This is a genomic window from Microbacterium oxydans, assembly GCF_900095745.1.
Classification (GTDB): Bacteria; Actinomycetota; Actinomycetes; order Actinomycetales; family Microbacteriaceae; genus Microbacterium; species Microbacterium oxydans_B.
The window spans coordinates 250102-264509 of the sequence record NZ_FMIR01000014.1; the positions used below are offsets into that span (position 1 = coordinate 250102).

Annotated in this window: 11 protein-coding genes; 4 read left to right on the plus strand and 7 right to left on the minus strand. The window is 68.4% G+C overall.

Features of this window, described 5'->3' with window-relative positions:
• The first annotated feature begins 33 nt into the window (after positions 1-33).
• From BQ2383_RS07650 to BQ2383_RS07660, 3 genes are read left to right on the plus strand one after another with little or no spacing between them, the layout of a single operon-like run.
• Entirely contained in the window at positions 34-309 is a 276-nt protein-coding gene (locus BQ2383_RS07650; protein ID WP_091032036.1) for a YHS domain-containing protein, read from the plus strand.
• A gap of 14 nt (positions 310-323) precedes the next feature.
• Positions 324-2462: a heavy metal translocating P-type ATPase gene (locus BQ2383_RS07655; protein WP_091032037.1), complete on the plus strand. Its 2139-nt coding sequence runs from the start codon at positions 324-326 to the stop codon at positions 2460-2462.
• 29 nt (positions 2463-2491) lie between these two features.
• Positions 2492-2803 carry a metal-sensitive transcriptional regulator gene (locus tag BQ2383_RS07660; RefSeq protein ID WP_091032040.1) on the plus strand — a complete coding sequence of 104 codons (312 nt, stop codon included), beginning with the start codon at positions 2492-2494 and terminating at the stop codon, positions 2801-2803.
• A gap of 70 nt (positions 2804-2873) precedes the next feature.
• Here BQ2383_RS07660 and BQ2383_RS07665 read toward each other — a convergent pair whose 3' ends face one another.
• From BQ2383_RS07665 to BQ2383_RS07685, 5 genes are all read right to left on the minus strand, one after another.
• On the minus strand, positions 2874-4847 hold the full coding sequence (locus BQ2383_RS07665) for a twin-arginine translocation signal domain-containing protein (protein WP_091032042.1): 1974 nt from the start codon (positions 4845-4847) through the stop codon (positions 2874-2876).
• Positions 4848-4928: 81 nt separating this feature from the next.
• On the minus strand, positions 4929-5792 hold the full coding sequence (locus BQ2383_RS07670) for a carbohydrate ABC transporter permease (RefSeq protein ID WP_081859916.1): 864 nt from the start codon (positions 5790-5792) through the stop codon (positions 4929-4931).
• Positions 5782-6711 carry a carbohydrate ABC transporter permease gene (locus BQ2383_RS07675; protein WP_081859917.1) on the minus strand — a complete coding sequence of 310 codons (930 nt, stop codon included), beginning with the start codon at positions 6709-6711 and terminating at the stop codon, positions 5782-5784. Before BQ2383_RS07675 ends, BQ2383_RS07670 begins: the two co-directional genes overlap by 11 nt.
• A gap of 5 nt (positions 6712-6716) precedes the next feature.
• Positions 6717-8006 (minus strand): ABC transporter substrate-binding protein, encoded by a 1290-nt coding sequence (locus BQ2383_RS07680; protein ID WP_167381563.1) that lies wholly within the window; start codon positions 8004-8006, stop codon positions 6717-6719.
• A gap of 72 nt (positions 8007-8078) precedes the next feature.
• The gene (locus tag BQ2383_RS07685) at positions 8079-9113 is read right to left on the minus strand and encodes a LacI family DNA-binding transcriptional regulator (RefSeq protein ID WP_091032048.1); all 1035 of its coding nucleotides are present in this window, start codon (positions 9111-9113) and stop codon (positions 8079-8081) included.
• 122 nt (positions 9114-9235) lie between these two features.
• On the opposite strand from BQ2383_RS07685, the gene BQ2383_RS07690 reads away from it, so the two are divergent.
• Positions 9236-10846 carry an FAD-dependent oxidoreductase gene (locus BQ2383_RS07690; protein ID WP_208617635.1) on the plus strand — a complete coding sequence of 537 codons (1611 nt, stop codon included), beginning with the start codon at positions 9236-9238 and terminating at the stop codon, positions 10844-10846.
• Positions 10847-10861: 15 nt separating this feature from the next.
• On the opposite strand, the gene BQ2383_RS07695 is transcribed toward BQ2383_RS07690, so the two are convergent.
• Together BQ2383_RS07695 and BQ2383_RS07700 are read right to left on the minus strand one after the other, a co-directional pair.
• On the minus strand, positions 10862-11899 hold the full coding sequence (locus BQ2383_RS07695) for a LacI family DNA-binding transcriptional regulator (RefSeq protein WP_091032053.1): 1038 nt from the start codon (positions 11897-11899) through the stop codon (positions 10862-10864).
• Between the two features lie 17 nt (positions 11900-11916).
• Positions 11917-14382 carry a glycoside hydrolase family 2 protein gene (locus BQ2383_RS07700; RefSeq protein ID WP_091032056.1) on the minus strand — a complete coding sequence of 822 codons (2466 nt, stop codon included), beginning with the start codon at positions 14380-14382 and terminating at the stop codon, positions 11917-11919.
• Positions 14383-14408: the final 26 nt, after the last annotated feature.

The following is a 14408-nucleotide window of genomic DNA, read 5'->3' on the forward strand; positions in this document are numbered from 1 at the left end:
CCCCCACCGAAGAATGAGAGAGGAATCACCCGCATGACGAACGACACCGAGGCACCCGCCAGCTGTTGCAGCATCAGTGCCCCGAACCCCGCCGCGGCAGGAAACGGACGCGCAAACCTGCTGGCCGGCGGTGCGAGTGACGATCTGACGACCTGCCCGGTCATGGTCGGCAACCCGGTCAGCAAGAAGGCCGCAGAGGCGGCGGGCCTCTTCCGCGATCACGAGGGCGAGCGGTACTACTTCTGCTGCGCCGGATGCGGCCCGGCCTTCGACTCCGACCCCGCCAAGTACGCCGCCAACATGGCCTGAGAGAGGATGACCCCATGACCGATCCGCATGCGCACCACCACTCGCCCGCGCACTCGATGGATGCCCCGGAGGCTGCGCACGAGAACCATGGCAGCCACGAGAGCCATGGCGATCACGAGGGGCACGAGAACCACGGCGGTCATGGGGGTCACTCAGGTCACGGCGGGCACGCAGGTCACGGCGACCATGTCGGTCAGTTCCGACGCCTGTTCTGGATCAACCTCGTCATCGCCGTACCCGTGGTGGCATTCTCGCCGATGTTCGCGATGATCGTCGGCTACGAAGTCCCCGGGTGGGCGCGGTTCATCGCGCCGGTGCTGGGCACGGTCATGTACGTCTGGGGCGGCTGGCCCTTCCTCGCCGGCGCCGTCAGCGAGCTCAAGTCACGCAAGCCGGGCATGATGCTCCTCATCGGCCTCGCCATCACGGTCGCATTCCTCGCCTCGTGGGGCGCGACGCTGGGACTCCTCCATCACGAGCTCGAGTTCTGGTGGGAGCTCGCACTCCTCATCGTCATCATGCTGCTCGGCCACTGGATCGAGATGCGGTCGCTCGCGCAGACCACGTCGGCACTCGACTCGCTCGCCGCCCTGCTGCCGGATGAGGCCGAGCGCGTCGAGGGCGACACCGTCGTCACCGTCTCTCCCGCCGATCTCGTCGTCGGCGATGTCGTGGTCGTCCGTCCCGGCGGAAGCATCCCGGCCGACGGCCGCATCATCGACGGCACCGCGGCCATGGACGAGTCCATGGTCACCGGCGAATCCCGTCCGGTCACCCGCGCCACGGGAGACACCGTCACGGCGGGAACCGTCGCCACCGACTCCGGTCTGCGCGTCGAGATCACGGCGACCGGCGACGACACGGCCCTGGCCGGCATCCAGCGACTGGTCACCGAAGCGCAGAACTCCTCCTCGCGCGCCCAGCGCATCGCCGACCGCGCCGCCGCGCTGCTGTTCTGGTTCGCGCTGCTCTCGGCCGCCCTCACCGCCGTGGTCTGGACCCTGGTCGGGAACCCGGATGCCGCCGTGGTGCGCAGCATCACCGTCCTCGTCATCGCCTGCCCGCACGCACTGGGCCTCGCGATCCCGCTGGTCGTGTCGATCGCCACCGAGCGCGCGGCTCGCGGAGGCGTCCTGATCAAGGACCGCCTGGCACTGGAGAGCATGCGCACGGTCGATGCCGTGCTCTTCGACAAGACCGGCACGCTCACCAAGGGAGCGCCGACGGTGACCGCCGTCGAGCCGACCGGCGACCTCGACGCCGACCGGCTGCTGCTCCTCGCCGCATCCGCCGAGGCCGACAGCGAGCATCCTCTCGCCCGCGCGATCGTGCGGGCCGCCCAGGAGAAGGGCACCGCTCTCGCGAAGGCATCCGGGTTCACCTCGTCGCCCGCGGTCGGCGTGACGGCGACGGTCGACGGCCGCGAGGTCCGCGTCGGCGGCCCGAAGCTCCTCGACGAGGTCGGCGGGCAGGAGATCCCGGCCGCGGATCAGTGGCGGGGCGAGGGCGCCATCATCCTGCACGTCGTGGTCGACGGACAGGTCGTGGGCGGGCTGAAGCTCGCCGACGAGGTGCGCCCGGAATCGCAGCAGGCCGTGGATGCTCTGCACCGGCTCGGCGTCGAGGTCGTCATGATCACCGGCGATGCCCAGGCCGTCGCCGAGTCGGTCGCCGCCGAGCTCGGCATCGACCGGGTCTTCGCCGGCGTGCGCCCCGAAGACAAGTCGAGGAAGGTCGCCGAGCTGCAGGCCGAGGGCAAGAAGGTCGCGATGGTCGGTGACGGCGTCAACGACGCTCCCGCCCTCGCCCAGGCCGACGTGGGCATCGCGATCGGCGCGGGGACGGATGTCGCCATCGCCTCGGCCGGCGTGATCCTCGCGAGCTCCGACCCGCGGTCGGTGGTCTCCGTGATCGAGCTGTCCCGCGCCGCGTACCGCAAGATGAAGCAGAACCTGTGGTGGGCGGCCGGCTACAACCTGCTCTCGGTTCCGCTCGCCGCCGGCGTGCTGGCGCCCATCGGATTCGTCCTGCCCATGTCGGTCGGGGCTATCCTGATGTCCCTGTCGACCGTCGTCGTGGCGCTGAACGCCCAGCTGCTGCGACGCATCGACATCACCCCCGAAGCGAGCACGCGCGCCGTCCTCGGCCGCTGAAACCCGATCATGCGACGAAGGAAGCAGAGATGACCCCCGAAGCGACGGCTGACGAACACGCCCACGGCTACATCACCGACAAGACCAAGTACCTGAACCGGATGCGCCGCATCGAGGGTCAGGCACGCGGGATCACGAAGATGGTCGACGACGAGAAGTACTGCATCGACATCCTCACCCAGATCAGCGCGCTCACCAGCGCACTCCAGGCGGTGGCCGTCGGCCTTCTCGACGACCACCTCAAGCACTGCGTCGTGGACGCCGCTCGCATGGGCGGCGACGACGCCGACGCGAAGATCAAGGAAGCGTCGGACGCGATCGCGCGGCTCGTGCGGTCCTAGCGGGACGGGACGACGCCGCCGGTCCCGCGTCGGCGCCGCAGAACCGCCGGCGCCGACGCGGACCCGGGTGTCAGACCGCCGGCACGACCTTCAAGTCGACGGCGAGCGAGTTCGCGAAGCTGATCGTGAGGATCCGGTGCGTTCGGTTCCCGAGGTACGACCGGTCCATCGGCGCGTACTTCGCTTCGCGGTCCACACCCCAGTCGATGACGAATCTCATGCCGCCTCGGGTGACCGTGATCCCTCGGGTGACGGTGATGGTCTCCTGTCCGTAGGGCGCCGGCGTGCCGTTGGCGAAGACCACCTGATCGTCGGTGCCGATGATGAGCGGGATGCGCTCGCGAGACGCTCCCGGCGTCGTCATCGCACGCCTGATCCCATCCGGGCGATGTGTCACATCCGTGGTGACGGCGCCGTCCGCGGTCACGTACCTGGTGGTGAAGGTACCCGTGTATCCCGTCAGCGCATCCGCCGGGATCACGGTGCCCGATGCAGTGGAGCCGGCATGATGCGTCGCCGTCACCGGGCCCCGCGATGAGGCCGTCCCGACCGTGTCCGCGACGGTCGTCCAGTCATCCGGCCCCGTGCTGTTCACGGTGAGGGCGAGCATGCCCGCGACGGGGTGCCAGAACGCGTTCGTCCCCATCCGCTGGAGCGAGTTCTGCCGCACGCCGTAGAGGCCTGCGGTGTAGTAGCCGGGGCGGCGGACGAACACGTACTGCTGATCGAGGGTGCCCTTGCGCAGCTCGGTGAACGTGCTCTCCGCCCGATACCGCAGCGCGGCGACCTGGGCATCGCGCTGCGCCGCGGGCACCCCGATCGGCGCCTGCGGGACATGCATGTGCAGCCGCGGCGACGAATCCTGCTTCTGCCTCGGGGCCACGGGTGCCGAGGAGGCGCTCCACGCGTTTCGCGCCTGCGTCTTCTCCTCCGCGCTCGCGTAGAAGGCACGCAGCGCGGGCACGTGCGGCAGCAGCGTCCGCGCGAGGGCGCTGCGATCCAGATCGTCCACGGGGGTGGTGACGAACGTCGCGACGATGTTGCGCGCACTCGTCCCGGAGAGGATGAAGCCTTCGTTCCGCCCGGGTTCCATGACGACGACGTACCCCCACCACGCGGCGAACCGCTCGGCCAGCTGGATGATCGACGGGTCAGGCAGCCGCTTGTAGAGGGCGCCGAGATCGGGCAGCATCACATCGAAGTTGTATCCGGCATCCGGCGCGAGGGGTTCGTGGAAGAACCCGGCCGGAGCCTGGCCGTCCTTCAGGATGATCTGCAGCCGGTTCGGAACGGAGGCGCTCACCGCGGGCTCGCCGAGGATGTGCGCCGCCTCGACCACTCCGGAGAGGCCGGCGACCACCTGATTGGCGAACTGCACAGGTCGGTTCCAATGCGGGCGCGAGGTGTCGACGAGCCAGGCCGAGCTCTTGCGGATGGCGTCGCGGATCTGCAGACGGCGGTCGTGGAGTTCGCCTGCGGCGCGGAGGTCTCGGAGGACCGCGGCGAGCGCCACGGTTCCGAATCCGGTCGGCGACAGGTGGTGCTCGGTGGGCGAGTACTCCGGGTACGAGCCGTCGGCGTGCTGCAGCGAGAGGTAGTGGCCGAGCGCCGCGTCGAGCCGTCCGAGGAGAGCGGGGTCGCGGTAGTACGGGTTCCATGGGCGGTCGTTGGCGTAGAACCACGAGAGCGTCGCGACATGCTCCATGATGCGGGTGTTGTACGGCTGGTTCGGAGTGCGCCACCAGCCGTCCTCCATCCATCCGTAGTTCGGCGCGACGTCCCTGACGCTGTTGGCGAGCGGCGCGACGATCATCAGATAAGCGGCCAGCACCTGCTCGTTCGGGGCGAACTGGGAACGCACCGGCTGCCCGGCGGGGAGCGGCGCGACGAGCGGCAACACCGTGCCGGCCGATGTCGCCAGCGCGGGCGACGCCCCCGCGTTCCCTATCGCGAGCAGCGCCGCGGCGGCACTCGCACCGACCAGGAAGTTCCTTCGGCTGAGCGCCGGCAGCATCTGCGGGCGGGCCTCATCCTCATGCATCATCTCGACTCCTTCGTCTCTGACCGGGGCATGGTGAGTGGCGACGACGCCCGGTCCGCGTCGTCGCTGTGGGGGGAAGTCAGCTCATCCCTTGAGCCCCGTCTGGGCGAGGCCCTGAACGAACTGTTTCTGCGCGATGAGGAACACCACGAGGATCGGGACGACGGTGAGAGACGCTGCGCCGAGCTGCGTGTTCCACATCTGCTCGCCGTAGAAGTCCTGATAGCGGGTGATCGCGAGTCCGAGGGTGAACTTCTCCGGTGTGCGCAGGAAGATGAGCGCCTCGAAGTACATGTTGAACGAGCGCAGGAACGCCATGATCCCGACTGCCGCGATCGCCGGCGTCGCCAACGGGAGGGCGATGCGGAAGAACACCCCGGCCCGTGTGACGCCGTCCAGCCGCGCCGCTTCCTCGTAGTCCTTGGGGAAGCTGAGGAAGTGCTGCCGGAAGATGAACACGGAGACGACCGCTGTCGGCCCGAAGATCGGGAGGATGATGAGCGGCCAGTGGGTGTCGTTGAGCCCCATGGCGTTCACCGCCGTGAAGATCGGGATGATCGTCACCTCGGTCGGCACCATCATCGCCGCGAGCAGCAGGGTGAAGGCCGCGTTGCGCAGCGGGAAACGGATCCGCGCGAAGGCGTAGCCGGCCATCGCCGAGAGCAGGATCGACGACACGGTGACGATCGCCGCGATGTACATCGAATTGCCGTACTGCTGCAGGAACGGCTGCGCCGTGAACACCTGCACGAAGCCGTCGAGGGTCCACTCCCTGGGCAGCAGCGTCGGCGGCTGGAGGAAGATCTCGTTCGCCGGCTTGAACGACGAGAAGAACATCCACAGGGTCGGATACAGGAACGGCACCGACACCACGACGAGCAGCACGTAGAGCACGACGGTGTTGATCCTGGAGCGGCTGCGGGCCGCCTTCGAAGTCTCAGACCTCATCGTGCACCCACTTGCGTCGCGTGGTCCACTGCAGCATCGTCAGGGCCAGGATGATGGCGAACAGAACGACACCGATCGCGCTGGCATAGCCGAACTGCTGGCTGACGAAAGCGGTGCGGTAAAGGAGGAACGGCAGGACGTTGGTCGAATCCCCCGGACCACCTCCGGTGAGCAGCTGCACGGGTGCGAAGACTTCGAGTGAGCCGATCGTGGTGAGGATGCCGGTGAGCAGGATCGTCGGAGCGATCATCGGCACGGTGATGGCCCAGAACGACCGCCACGGCGTCGCACCATCGAGCTGCGCCGCTTCGCGGATCTCCTCCGGTACGCTCTGCAGCGCGGCGAGGAAAAGCACCATGTTCATACCGACTCCCTTGAAGACCTGCACCACGACGAGCGAGATCAGGGAGGTGGAGGGATCTGCCAGCCAATTGGGCCCGTCGATCCCGAGCATCCGCAGCGCTCCGTTGATGCCGCCATCCGGGGCGAGGAGGAACCCCCAGGTCACCGACCAGGCGACGACCGACACCACGACGGGCGAGAAGAAGATCGTGCGGAACCCGGTGATGCCCTTCATCCGCCGATTGAGGAGCACGGCGAGGCTGATGGCGATCACGAGGTTCAGGATGAGGACGCCGGCACTGAACAGCAGGCTCGCGACGACAGAGGCCGAGAAGGTCGGGTCAGCGAAGAGACGCGAGTAGTTGTCGAGCCCGATGAACTCCATGCCGCCGGTGAGCGGACGCCACTCGTTGAAGCTGTACCAGATGACGAAGAGGAACGGGACGACGCCGAGGACGATGACGCCGAGGACCTGGGGCGCGACGAAGGCCACGCCGAGCCAGCGGTCCCCGTCAGGACGGGGACGCCGGCTCGGCAGGGCTCTTCGATCGTTCGCCGCGACGGTGCGTGCGGTCACGCGGGTCAGCCCTTGAGCGTCGGCGAGATCTGCTCGCAGATGCCGGTGACCGCGGCCTCGACGTCGCCACCCGACCACACCGGGTCGAGACCCGCACGGACCTTGTCGGAGAACTGGGAGAGCACCGGATGCTGCGGCTTGACCGAGGCGTCGGGGACCACGTCGATGATCGCCGACTGGATCTCTTCGGGCGAGAGCTTCGGCGCTGCCTGCGAGAGCGTCTCCACGTTGAGCAGGGACTCACGGGGCGGCGGGAAGAACTGCGCGAGGAGCTCGGCATTCGTGGGGTTGGTCAGGTAGGCGAGGAAGCCTGCCGCCTGATCCTGGTTCTCACTGCGCTCGAGGACGCTCACGCCCGCCTGGCCGACGATCGGGTGGTAGCCCTCCGGCCCCGCGGGCAGCGGGAGGAACGACCACTCGAAGCTGTCGTCGAGGCTCCCCGACTGGCTGAGCTGAGCGACGCTGAAGGCGACGTCGCCGCTCGCGAATGCGGCGGGCGCCGCGTTGCCGGAGACGGCGGGAATCGCTCCCCTGTCGATCTGTTCCTGGTACCACGTGAGGTACTCGATCATCTCGGGAGAGGCGAACTCGCAGGTCGTGCCGTCTTCGGACCACGGCGCGGCGCCCCAGGCATTTCCGAGCATGGTCACGGCGCTCCAGTTCGTCGGGTTGAACGTGGGCACGTTCAGTCCCGCCGCTCCCGTCTCGCTGTTCACCGCCGCGGCGATGTCCGCGACCGTCTGCCACGTGTAGTCGGGGGTGCCCACGAGGGACTCGACGTCCGGCTGACCCGCCGCGGCGACGAGGTCGTCGTTGACGTAGAGCGCGAAGGGCGAGTTCGAGAACGGATACGCGTAGACGCCGCCGTCGTCGTCCTGCCACGGCGCGAGCGCGGCCGGGAGGATGTCGTCGAGGTCGTAGCCGTCGGCGTTCTCCAGGGTCTCACGCACGTCGTGCAGGATCCCGGAATCGACGAACTCGGGGCCGCTCGCCTCCGGGATCCAGGCGAGGTCGGGAACGTCGCCGCCGGCGATCTGTGTCGTCAGCCCGGCGATGTAGTCCGGGTTCGTGACGGGTTCGAAAGTGATCGACGCGACCTCGTCACCGTGTTCTTCGACGTAGGCGTCGCCGATCTCCTGCAGCAGTGCCAGGTGACCTTCGTTGGAGGACCAGAGCGCCATCGTCAGGTCGACGGGACCTGAGGCGCCGCTGTCGGTACCGGCGCAGGCGCTGAGGGACACCGCCAGAATTCCGGTGAGCGCGATGGCAGCCCCTCGGGATCGGGTAGCTCGCATGAAGTACTCCTTCGGACTCATAACGCGCCTCGTAGCGCGCTGAAAGAAAAAGTACCAGAACTATCGAGAATATCAAGCAATATTTTCGGAAGCTTGCGGCGGGGCTGTCGACCCTCGCACGACGAGTTCCGTCGCTAGGTCGGTGTGGAAGGCCGGCGGCGCCGAGCCGAGCAGCAGCTTGTGGGCGACCTCCACCGCATAGGAGCCCATCGCCTCGGACGGCTGCCGGATGGTCGTCAGCTGCGGGGCCGTCATCCGCGCGACGAGCTGGTCGTCGAAACCGATGACGCTGAGCTCGTCCGGGACGGACACGCCGGCGCGTCGCGCGGCCTCCAGAACCCCGGCCGCCTGCGCGTCGCTCGCCGCGAAGATCGCCGTCACCCGGTCCGCTCGGCCCAGCAGGGCCTCCCCCGCCTGCAATCCGGATTCGTACGTGAAGTCGCCCTCTTCGATGATGTCGTCCCCGGGTTCGATCCCCGCAGACGCGAGAGCAGCGAGATGCCCGTGCTTGCGGGCGATCGACGCCTGCGTGTCGGAGACCCCGCCGAGGAAGCCGATGCGTCGGTGCCCGAGTGAGAGCAGATGCTGCGTCGCAGCCATTCCCCCCGCAAAGTTCGTGGCACCCACGGAGTACGAGTCGTTGTCCGGCAGCTGGTAGGTGTCGACCTCGACGAGAGGGACGCCGTTCTTCGCCAGCTTCGCGCGCTCCTGAGTCCTCAGCCGCGACTTCAGCGCGATGACCGCGGTCGGACCGTTGCGTTTGGTCCGCTCGATCCAACCGGCGGCGGGCGCTCCATCCGGAAGGTCGAGCAGCACGAGCTCGAGCCCGGCCTCGTGCGCCGCACGCATCGTGCCGCGCAGGATCTCGACCGTCAGCGGGGACGACATGCTCGAGCTCGCGAGCACGACCACCACCGTCGCCAGATCACTGCGCGAGCGCTGCTTCGGCGACAGATACTGCTTGTCGCGGAGCACCGACTCCACCCGCACGCGAGTGTCGGCAGCGACGTCGGGCGCTCCGTTCACGACCTTCGAGACGGTGGAGATCGAGACCCCCGCCTCACCCGCCACCTCGGCAAGCGATGGTCGACGCTCCTTCGCGCGCATGGGCACCCCTTCACTCAGTCAGCGTTCTGGAATTCTATGGCGAACCCGTCTCCTCTAGAGATTTTACTTGGACATGTTCGAGAAAATTACCTAGAGTTCTCGGGAAAGAAAGGTGTTCTTCCGTGACACGACAGCAGGCCGACCTTCTCATCATCGGCGGTGGCGTCGGCGGCGTCTCCGCCGCCCTCGCCGCTCTGCGCCGCGGCAGATCGGTCATCATGACCGAGCAGACCCCCTGGCTGGGGGGCCAGCTGACGAGTCAGCTCGTACCCAGCGACGAGCATCGACGTATCGAGGCGACGGGTCGTAACCGCAGCTACGCCCAGTTCCGCGACCTCGTCCGGGAGCACTACCGGACGTACTACCCGCTCACCGCCGCCGCGAGAGCCGACCAGTATCTCAACCCGGGGGCGGCCTGGGTGAGCCCGCTCAGTGTCGAGCCGAAGGTCATCGTCGCGGTGATCCACGACCTTCTCCGGCCGTACGAGGCCTCCGGCCGACTCGCTCTGATGCTCGAGACCACGCCTGTCGCCGTCCACACCGACGGTGACCGCATTGCCGCGGTGACCGTGCGCGACCGCGAGGGCGTCTCGCGCGAGCTGTCCGCGCCGTTCGTGCTGGATGCGACCGAGCTCGGTGATCTCCTGGAGCTCGGCGGAGTGGAATATGTCACCGGCCGCGAGGCTCGAGGCGAGACCGGGGAGCCCAGTGCGCCGGAGGCCGGTGACCCGCTCGACATGCAGAGCGTCACCTGGTGCTTCGCGGTCGAACACCTCGCCGGTCAGGATCACACGATCGATCGCCCCGACGACTACGACACCTTCCGCGAGTGGCGGCCGCCGCAGCTCGACGGCGAGAAGATGCTCGGATTCCGACGGGCCGCGCACGATGGCTCCATCGCCCGCGAGTACACGCTGCGGGTGAACGACGACGACGACCCCTTCGCCATCGACGTCGACCACCGCAACATGGACGGCGCCCCGGAACTGTGGAACTACCGCCGCATCGCCGCACGGCGCCAGTTCGAGGACGGCGCCTATGAGAGCGACATCGTCATCGTGAACTGGCCGATGAACGACTATGTCGGGGGCCCGCTGTTCGGTGTCGACGACGCCGCCATCCACTGGGATCGTTCGAAGGCGCTGAGTCGGTCGCTGCTCTACTGGCTGCAGACGGAGGCTCCTCGACCCGACGGCGGTGTCGGCTGGCCGGGGCTCCGCCTCGCACCACAGGTCACCGGGACGCCCGACGGGTTCGCGATGATGCCCTACTTCCGCGAATCGCGTCGCATCCGGGCTGAACGAACGATCCTCGAGCAGGATTTCGACCGCGACCTTCGCGACGGACGGGGCGCCGAGCGCTATCCCGACACCGTGGGGGTGGGCCACTACTACTGGATCGACCGGCACGCCACGACCGGCGGTAGCGCCGGTGGCGGCGGGCTCCCGGAGCCGTTCGAGATCCCGCTCGGCGCCCTTCTGCCGCAGCGCGTGCGCAATCTCCTCCCCTCAGCGAAGAACATCGGCACGACGCACATCTCGAACGGCAGCTACCGGCTGCAGCCCGTCGAATGGTCCGTGGGCGAGGCGGTGGGGGCCCTCGCCGCGTACTGCCTCGACCACGGCGTCGAACCGTCGATGGTGCGCGCGGATGCGCGGCACCTCGACGACTTCCAGCGCGACCTCGAGCGCGGAGGCGTGCAGCTGCGGTGGGACCCCACCCTTCGCTGGTAGACCGTCGTCGGCGGATCAGGCCTCGGTCGGCGCAGGACCGGTCGAGGCCCTGATCTGCAGCATCGGTGTCGCCTCCTGATAGACGGCCGGCTCCGCACCGTCGATGACGTCGAGCAGGCGTCGGGCGGCCTCTGCGCCGAGGGCGACCACATCGTGGCTGAGCGCCGTCAACCCCGGCGTCACGAGTCGGCAGAGAAGCGAGTCGTCCCACGCGATGATCGACACATCGCCGGGAACGGACAGTCCCCGCTGATGCGCCGTGGTCAGGGCGGCGACGGCCATGATGTCGTTGTCGAAGATCAACCCCGTCGGCGGGCGCGGCGACGAGAGCACGGCGCGCGTGGCGACCGCACCGGCATCCTCCGAGAGATCACTGCGGACGATGTCATGGTCGAGGCCGTACGCACGGGCGGCCTGGCCGAACGCGTCATCGCGGATAGCCGTGTACGCATACCGTCGGGGCGCCGCGACCCGGGTGATGCGACGATGCCCGAGAGCAGCGAGATGCTGGACGGCCTGTCTCATCGCGGCGGCGTCGTCCGTCCACACGGTCGTCAGGCCGGCCGCAGCACTCGGATCGCCCACCGCGACCGCAGGGACGCCGGCTTCCCTGACGACGGCGATCCGCTGATCGTGTGGCCTCAGGTCGGTGAGGAGGACGCCGTCCACACGCCGCGAACCGCGCCAACGCCGGATCGCCTCGACCTCGGCGTCCGCATCAGCGGCGACCTCGAGCAGAAGACCACGGGAGCGCACGGTGAGCGCCGACTCCACTCCCGCGATGAACTGCATGTAGAACGGCTCGACGGAGAGATCACGAGGATCCTTCGTGAGCACCAGACCGATCGTGTCCGCACCTGCACCCGCCAGGGCACGCGCGGCGCTCGCCGGTGACCAGCCGAGTCGCGCCGCCACTTCGAGCACCCGTTCCCGCGTGGCCTCGGAGATCCCCGGACGACCGTTGAGGGCATAGGAGACGCTCGCGGTCGACGTCTGCGCCTCGCGCGCGACATCGGCGATCGTGACCCGCCGGGCCCGCGCAGCGCTCGTCATCACCGATGCAGCTCCCGTCAGTCGGGATCGATGATATCCCGCAGCGAGGAGACGACGAACGCCTCCCGCGCCGAGTCGGGATCGAGCGGCTCCGGCGCGCGGACGCGGAAGATCGCGGTCTCCCCCGGGAGCACGGTGGTGAAGCCGCGATCGACCGTCGCCTCAGGATGGAGGCGATCCGGCTGGACGAGTACGTCGCGGGCGAGGAGACGTGAGCGGACGCTGATGTCCACACCACCGGCGACGACGGCGACGGCGACTTCCAGCGGTGCGTGAGCGTGCGCGCCACTCGGCGGAGAGAAATGCCAGAGGGCTCGCTGGTGGTCGACGGTGGCGACCACGAACTCTTCCGCCGGATCCCGCGGCTCGGCGATGATCGGCGGCAGCTCGATGCGGGTCACCGAGCGCGGAGGCACGGAGAGCGGGAGCGACTGCTCCGCCGCAGCCATCCCGTCGGCCCGCCGCCGCGTGAGTCCCACCGTGGAGTGCCACGCCTCGTCGTCGTCGTTGATGACGCACAGTTCGAGCCCGCCGTCCCGCGGCTCGATCGTCAGCACGCGCGGTGCGTACATGTCGCGCAGGGCGAAGTAGAGCGGTTTGCACCGGCCCGCGCTGTCGATCGCCGACCAGGACGTCACCGGCCACAGGTCGTTGAGTTGCCACACGATCGTTCCCGAGGTGCGCGGCCAACTCGCGCGCCAGTGCAGCACGCCGGTGCGGACGGCCTCGACCTGCATCCACTGCGTCTGCAGATGCCACCGGTCGAAGTCGTCCGTCGGCGGGAGGTGGCGGGCGAGATTGCGGGCGAGCTTCGCGTGCCCGTCGATGGCCTTCTGGTGATGCCGGACGTTCTCGGAGTCGAGACGAAGTTCGGGGTCCGAGACCGCATCGCGCAGCGTCCGCCAGGCGGCTGCGCCCTGCCAACCGAACTCGGAGACGAAGCGCGGAGAACTGTCACGGTAGACCGAGTAGTCGTCTTCGTTCCAGGCATCCCAGGAATGGAAGGTCTGGTGATCCGGGTCGTTCGGATCATGAGCCCAGCTGCCCGACCAGGGACTCCCCTCCGTGTAGGGACGGGTCGGGTCGAGCTCGCGGACGAGGTCCGGCAGCCACTCCAGGTAGTACCGCTCACCCCAGGTGAGCTCTCCACCCGGCTGCGATGCCCAGTCCTTGTCCAGGCGCATCCAGAGGTTCTCGTTGTTCCCGTTCCAGAGGGCGAGGCTCGGGTGAGAGCTGAGCCTCACGATGTTCTCGCGGGCTTCGGCCAGCACCTCTGCCCTGATCGGCTCCTCCTCGGGATAGGCGGCGCAGGCGAAGAGGAAGTCCTGCCACACGAGCAGGCCGAACTCATCGCACGCGGAGTAGAACGCCTCGCTCTCGTAGACGCCTCCGCCCCACACCCGCACGAGGTTCACATTCGCCTCCGCTGCCTGCTCCAGGCGCATGCGGACGCGGTCGGCGACATCCTCACCGGGGAAGACGCTCTCGGGAATCCAATTCACACCCTTGATGAACATCGGGCGGTCGTTCACCGTGACGACGAACGGCGTGCCGTGCGCATCGGGGGTCCGATCGACGACGACAGTCCGGAAGCCGACCCGCGCGCGGTGTTCGTCGAGCCGCTCTCGCTCCGACCAGAGTGAGACCTCGACCGAGTACAGGTGGGGTTCGCCGAGTCCGCGCGGGTGCCACCGCTGCACATCGGGAACGGCGACCACGATGGTCGCCGACTCTTCGCCCGGCGGCACCTCGGCATGAACGGCCTGCCCCGCGATCTCGATCTCGAGATGCAGCGGGATGCTCGCGCCGGAGGCCGTTCGCTCGAGGTCGATGTGAGCGGTGAGGATGCCGGTCTGCTCGAAGACGTCGACCAACGGACGGACCGCGGCGATCCGCGCCGTGCTCCAGCTCTCGATCCTGACGTCACGCCAGAGCCCGCATCCGGGAAGGGTCGGCCCCCAGTCCCAGCCGAAGCTGCTCGCCATCTTCCGGATGAATGCGAACGGCTGCGGGTAGGCGCTGGGGCGCGCGCCGAGCGCACGTTCCTGCTGCTCGGCATACGTGTATGCGGAGGTGAAGCAGACATCGACGCTGTTCTCCGCCTCGATCGCCGCCGTCACGTCGAACCGGTACGCACGATGCATGTTCCGCGTCTGTCCGACGGTTCGCCCGTTGACGGCGATCGACGCGATGGTGTCCACGCCGTCGAAGACGAGGTCCACCCGCTCCGCGTCGCCGTCCAGGGAAAAGGTGCGATTCAGGCGCCAGTCGCATCGAGCGACCCAGGACACGGCCTCCTCGTTCCGGTCGACGAAGGGGTCGGGAATGAGGTCTGCGTTCCGCAGATCGAGGTGGATCGCCCCGGGCACCTGCGCGGCGACGGCCCTCCCGACGAGCGGCGCGGCCTCTTCCGGGACAGGAGTGTCCCCCTCGGCGTCGACCGTCCAACTCCAACGTCCTGCCAGATCCGACGTCGTACGCATGCGGAGTCCTCCTCGCTGATTCGTGA

Excerpts from the sequence above, each read along its gene's own strand:
- BQ2383_RS07650 (WP_091032036.1), top strand. The coding sequence starts at position 34 with ATGACGAACGACACCGAGGCACCCGCCAGCTGTTGCAGCATCAGTGCC.
- BQ2383_RS07655 (WP_091032037.1), top strand. The coding sequence starts at position 324 with ATGACCGATCCGCATGCGCACCACCACTCGCCCGCGCACTCGATGGAT.
- BQ2383_RS07660 (WP_091032040.1), top strand. The coding sequence starts at position 2,492 with ATGACCCCCGAAGCGACGGCTGACGAACACGCCCACGGCTACATCACC.
- BQ2383_RS07665 (WP_091032042.1), bottom strand. The coding sequence starts at position 4,847 with ATGATGCATGAGGATGAGGCCCGCCCGCAGATGCTGCCGGCGCTCAGC.
- BQ2383_RS07670 (WP_081859916.1), bottom strand. The coding sequence starts at position 5,792 with ATGAGGTCTGAGACTTCGAAGGCGGCCCGCAGCCGCTCCAGGATCAAC.
- BQ2383_RS07680 (WP_167381563.1), bottom strand. The coding sequence starts at position 8,006 with ATGCGAGCTACCCGATCCCGAGGGGCTGCCATCGCGCTCACCGGAATT.
- BQ2383_RS07685 (WP_091032048.1), bottom strand. The coding sequence starts at position 9,113 with ATGCGCGCGAAGGAGCGTCGACCATCGCTTGCCGAGGTGGCGGGTGAG.
- BQ2383_RS07695 (WP_091032053.1), bottom strand. The coding sequence starts at position 11,899 with ATGACGAGCGCTGCGCGGGCCCGGCGGGTCACGATCGCCGATGTCGCG.
- BQ2383_RS07700 (WP_091032056.1), bottom strand. The coding sequence starts at position 14,382 with ATGCGTACGACGTCGGATCTGGCAGGACGTTGGAGTTGGACGGTCGAC.